Origin of the sequence: uncultured Mycobacterium sp., from assembly GCF_964249325.1 — a bacterium.
Lineage (GTDB): Bacteria > Actinomycetota > Actinomycetes > Mycobacteriales > Mycobacteriaceae > Mycobacterium.
The window spans coordinates 1-4,559 of record NZ_CAXUCH010000297.1 but is presented as its reverse complement, the minus strand read 5'-3'; the positions used below and the strand labels follow the sequence as shown (position 1 = coordinate 4,559).

Here is a 4,559-nt window from a genome sequence, read left to right as displayed (position 1 = left end):
GACCGGCTGCCGGGAGCTGTTCCGCGACGGCTACACCGACGTCTGCCAATTCACCCTGGAGAAGAAAGCCGCCTAACCCGGCAAACGGCGACGACGTCGCGGGCCGGGCTCAACCGCTGTAGCGGTCGTGCAGTCGCCGCAGCGTGGCTTCGATGCCGGCGCCGTTGCGTTTGGCGAAGCCGGTCAGTTCGTAGTACTTCAACGCGTTCTTGAGTGGTCCGGCGTCGTGATAGTCGAACGTTTCGGTGACCCGGGTCTTGGTGGGCGTAATCGGCGCGAATTCCCACCGCCAGCGGTGGCCGACGGGATGGCGCCACTCGATGAGCCGATCAGGTTCGAACGCGGTCACCGTGCTGGTGATGCGATAGGGCATCCCGAACATCTTCATCTTGGTGGAAAACCGTGCGCCCGGTCCTAGCCGCTCGGGTCCACTGATGTTCGCTCCGACCGTGCCCGAACCGTCAAGCTCATGGTGGCGGCGCGGGTCGGCGACGATGGCGAACAACTCGCGGGCCGGTGCGGCGACCTCGACCGAGCGGCTCACTTGCTTAGGTCCGGCGTCGACTGTGGTGACGGTCATGGCTTGAGGCTAGTCCTGGGCATGGCGTTCCTGATCCCATCGTTCAAGGCGCGCCTGCAGGTCCACCAGGCCAAGGCCCGCCACCGGGACACCCACCGACAGGCAGGCCACCAGTAATGGACTCATCTCGACCTCCTCGACTCCTATTGGTGAGACGGTCGGGGAGGCCAAGAGGTTCAATGCTTGTTGCCGAGCATCCGCCACAGGAACGAGAAGCTCAGCGCCGCTTTGAATGCGTGCTGCGCGTTGTCGGCCGCGCCTGCGTGTCCGCCCTCGATGTTCTCGTAGTACCAGACCCGCTGCCCGGCGGCTTCAAGTGCGGCGGTCATCTTGCGGGCATGCCCGGGGTGCCCCCGGTCGTCGCGCGTCGACGTGGCGATCAACACTGGCGGATAGCGCACGTCGGCCGAAACATGATGGTACGGCGAGTATTTCGAGATGAACTCCCAGTCGGCGGGATTGTCCGGATCGCCGTATTCGGCCACCCATGATGCACCGGCCAGTAGGAGATGAAACCGGCGCATGTCCAGCAGCGGCACCTGGCACACCAGCGCGCCGAACAGCTCAGGGTACTGGGTGAGCATGATGCCCATCAGCAGCCCGCCGTTGCTGCCGCCCTGGGCACCGAGCTGGTCCACGGTGGTGATGCCGCGGTCGACCAGATCGGTTGCTACCGCGGCGAAGTCCTCGGCCACCAGATGTCGGCCCTCCCGCATTGCCTGGGTGTGCCAGCGCGGCCCGTACTCGCCGCCGCCGCGGATATTGGCCAGCACGTAGGTGCCGCCGCGGGCCAGCCACAGCCGGCCCAGCACGCCGTCATACCCGGGAGTGCGCGCCACCTCGAAGCCGCCGTAGCCGGACAGCAGCGTCGGCCCGCAAGCATCATGGGGACGCACGACAAAGTACGGAATCCACGTGCCATCCTTCGACGCGACGAAATGCTGTGTGACGTCAAGGCCCTCGGCGTCGAAGAAGGCGGGCGCGGACTTGATTTCCTGCAGTGGCCCGTCGGCGGTGCCGCGCAGCAGCCGCGACGGAGTGTCGAATCCGCTGGAGTCCAGGAAGAACTCGTCGCCGGTGTCGTCGGTGGCGGCGATCACCGTGTTGGTGGCCGCGGGCAGCCCCGGCACCGGCGCGCGCTGCCAACTGCCTGGTGTGACGGCCTCGACCCGGCTGGCCACGTCGGCCAGCGTGACGACGAAAAGCCGGTCGCGGGTCCACGCGTACTGGTACAGGCAGGTGTGCTCGTCGGGCTCGAACACCACCTGCAACGGCGCCGTGCCGGCGAGGAATTGCTCGTAATCAGCGGCCAGCAGCGAGCCCGCGGTATGCGAAGCGGTGCCGGTGAACCAGTCGGTGCGCAGCTCGATCAGCGCCCACTGTCGGTGCACCGAGACGGTCGCGTCGGTGGGCGCGTCGATGCGGATCAGCTCTGGGTTGTCCGGGAGGCCGCGCAGCTCGTAGACCTCGTCGTTGAAGAAGTCGATGGCCCGCCGCAGCAGGGTGCGCTCGAAGCCGGGGGTGCGGTCGACTGATGCCGCCACCAGGACGTCGCTGCGCGAGCCCTCGAACAGGGTCTGCGCCTCGGCCAGTGGCTGGCCGCGCCGCCACCGCTTGACGACCCGCGGGTAGCCGGATTCGGTCAGCGAATCCTCGCCGAAGTCGGTGCCCAGCAACACGGTATCCGGATCAGCCCAGGTCATGTAGGTCTTGGCTTCCGGCAGCACAAACCCGTCAGCAACGAATTCCCTTGCCGTCATGTCGAATTCGCGAACCACCACAGCATCGGAGCCGCCGCGGGACAGCCCGATAAGCGCTCGTGTGTAGTCGGGTTCGATGACGGTCGCTCCGCCCCACACCCAGTTCTCGTCGTCGATGCGGCCCAGCTCGTCGACGTCGATCAGCACATCCCACTCCGGGCTTTCGGTGCGGTAGCTGTCCAGCGTGGTGCGCCGCCACAGCCCGCGCGGGTTAGCGGCGTCGCGCCAGAAGTTGTAGAGGAACTCGCCGCGGCGACGAACATAGGGAATCCGGGCGTCGGTGTCGAGCACCTCGAGCGCCTCGGCGCGCATCCGCTCGAAATCCGGACCGCCGAACTCGGCAACGGTCGGCTCGTTGTGGGCACGCACCCAGTCCAGGGCGTCGTCGCCGGTGACGTCCTCCAGCCACAGGTAGGGGTCGTCGAGGTGTTCACCCATCATGTGCGCGGCACCTCCTCATCGCGCTGCGTGCTTTGCATCGTCGCCGCGCGGGCCATGGAACACATTGTGGCCGCAGCGGTACTGTGAGCTTTGTCACGCAAAAACGAGGAGCTGAACCGATGACCGTCTATGCACGTCCCGGCTCCGCCGGGGCGCTGATGTCCTTCGAATCCCGCTACGGCAACTTCATCGGCGGCGAGTGGGTGCCACCCGTGAATGGCCGCTACTTCGACAATCCGACCCCGGTGACCGGGCAGCCGTTCTGCGAGGTGCCGCGCTCCGACGACGCCGACGTCGACAAGGCGCTCGACGCCGCGCACGCGGCGGCACCGAAGTGGGGCAAGACCGCGCCGGCCGAGCGGGCGGCGATCCTCAACAAGATCGCCGATCGCATCGACGCCAACCGTGATGCGCTCGCGCTGGCTGAAGCGTGGGACAACGGCAAGCCGATCCGCGAAGCGCTGGCCGCCGACATCCCGTTGGCCGCCGACCATTTCCGGTATTTCGCCGCCGCGATCCGGGCCCAGGAAGGCACCCTGAGCCAAATCGACGAGGACACCGTCGCCTACCACTTCCACGAGCCGCTCGGAGTGGTCGGGCAGATCATCCCGTGGAACTTCCCGATCTTGATGGCGACCTGGAAGCTGGCGCCCGCACTGGCCGCCGGCAACGCAGCAGTGCTCAAGCCTGCCGAGCAGACCCCGGCGTCGGTGCTCTATTTCCTGTCGCTGATCGCCGACCTGCTGCCGCCCGGAGTTGTCAACGTCGTCAACGGGTTCGGCGCCGAGGCCGGCAAGCCGCTGGCCTCCAGCAACCGCATCGCCAAGGTCGCGTTCACCGGGGAGACCACCACCGGCCGGCTGATCATGCAGTACGCCAGCCAGAACCTCATCCCGGTCACGCTGGAGCTCGGCGGCAAGAGCCCCAACATCTTCTTCTCCGACGTGATGGCCGCCCACGACGACTTCCAGGACAAGGCGCTCGAAGGCTTCACCATGTTCGCCCTCAACCAGGGCGAGGTGTGCACCTGCCCGTCGCGCAGCCTGATCCAGGCCGACATCTACGACGAGTTCCTGGAGCTGGCCGCGATCCGCACCAAGGCCGTCCGGCAGGGCGACCCACTGGACACCGAGACCATGCTGGGATCGCAGGCCTCCAACGACCAGCTGGAAAAGGTGTTGTCCTACATCGAGATCGGCAAGAGCGAGGGCGCCAAGATCGTCACCGGCGGCGAGCGCGCCGAACTCGGCGGCGACCTGTCCGGCGGCTACTACGTGCAGCCGACGATCTTCACCGGCCACAACAAGATGCGGATCTTCCAGGAAGAGATCTTCGGACCCGTCGTCGCCGTGACGTCGTTCAAGGACTACGACGACGCCATCTCGATCGCCAACGACACCCTCTACGGGCTCGGTGCGGGGGTGTGGAGCCGCGACGGCAACATCGCCTACCGGGCCGGCCGCGACATCCAGGCCGGCCGGGTATGGGTGAACTGCTACCACGTCTACCCCGCGCACGCGGCGTTCGGCGGCTACAAGCAGTCGGGCATCGGCCGGGAGAACCACAAGATAATGCTCGACCACTACCAGCAGACCAAGAACCTGATGGTGTCCTACTCCGAGAAGGCGCTCGGGTTCTTCTGATGGACGCGCCGCCGCCCCGAGTGGTGATCACCGCGGCCGCCGCCGAACTGCTGGAGCAACTGATAGATCGCCACGGCCCGGTGATGTTCCACCAGTCCGGCGGCTGCTGCGACGGCAGCTCACCGATGTGCTACC

4 protein-coding genes are annotated in these 4,559 nt (G+C 66.7%); 2 read left to right on the top strand and 2 right to left on the bottom strand.

The genetic code is table 11. The features are described 5' to 3' along the window. Nucleotides 1–109 precede the first annotated feature (109 nt). A complete protein-coding gene (locus tag ACFE99_RS23000) occupies nt 110–580 on the bottom strand; it encodes an SRPBCC family protein (protein WP_375488887.1) in 471 nt (156 codons plus the stop codon). 176 nt (nt 581–756) lie between these two features. Continuing rightward, nucleotides 757–2,781, bottom strand: coding sequence for a prolyl oligopeptidase family protein (locus tag ACFE99_RS22995; RefSeq protein WP_375488885.1), 2,025 nt, complete (start codon nt 2,779–2,781; stop codon nt 757–759). A gap of 119 nt (nt 2,782–2,900) precedes the next feature. Here ACFE99_RS22995 and ACFE99_RS22990 point away from each other — a divergent pair, with 119 nt between their 5' ends. After that, nucleotides 2,901–4,424 carry an aldehyde dehydrogenase family protein gene (locus ACFE99_RS22990; RefSeq protein WP_375488883.1) on the top strand — a complete coding sequence of 508 codons (1,524 nt, stop codon included), beginning with the start codon at nt 2,901–2,903 and terminating at the stop codon, nt 4,422–4,424. After that, nucleotides 4,424–4,559, top strand: a 136-nt coding sequence (locus tag ACFE99_RS22985; protein ID WP_375488889.1) for a DUF779 domain-containing protein, incomplete at its 3' end; no start/stop codon positions are given. The genes ACFE99_RS22990 and ACFE99_RS22985, both read left to right, overlap by 1 nt.

What these genes read in the sequence shown, in the direction of transcription:
- ACFE99_RS22995 (WP_375488885.1), bottom strand. Translation starts at nt 2,781, where the DNA reads ATGATGGGTGAACACCTCGACGACCCCTACCTGTGGCTGGAGGACGTC.
- ACFE99_RS22990 (WP_375488883.1), top strand. Translation starts at nt 2,901, where the DNA reads ATGACCGTCTATGCACGTCCCGGCTCCGCCGGGGCGCTGATGTCCTTC.
- ACFE99_RS23000 (WP_375488887.1), bottom strand. Translation starts at nt 580, where the DNA reads ATGACCGTCACCACAGTCGACGCCGGACCTAAGCAAGTGAGCCGCTCG.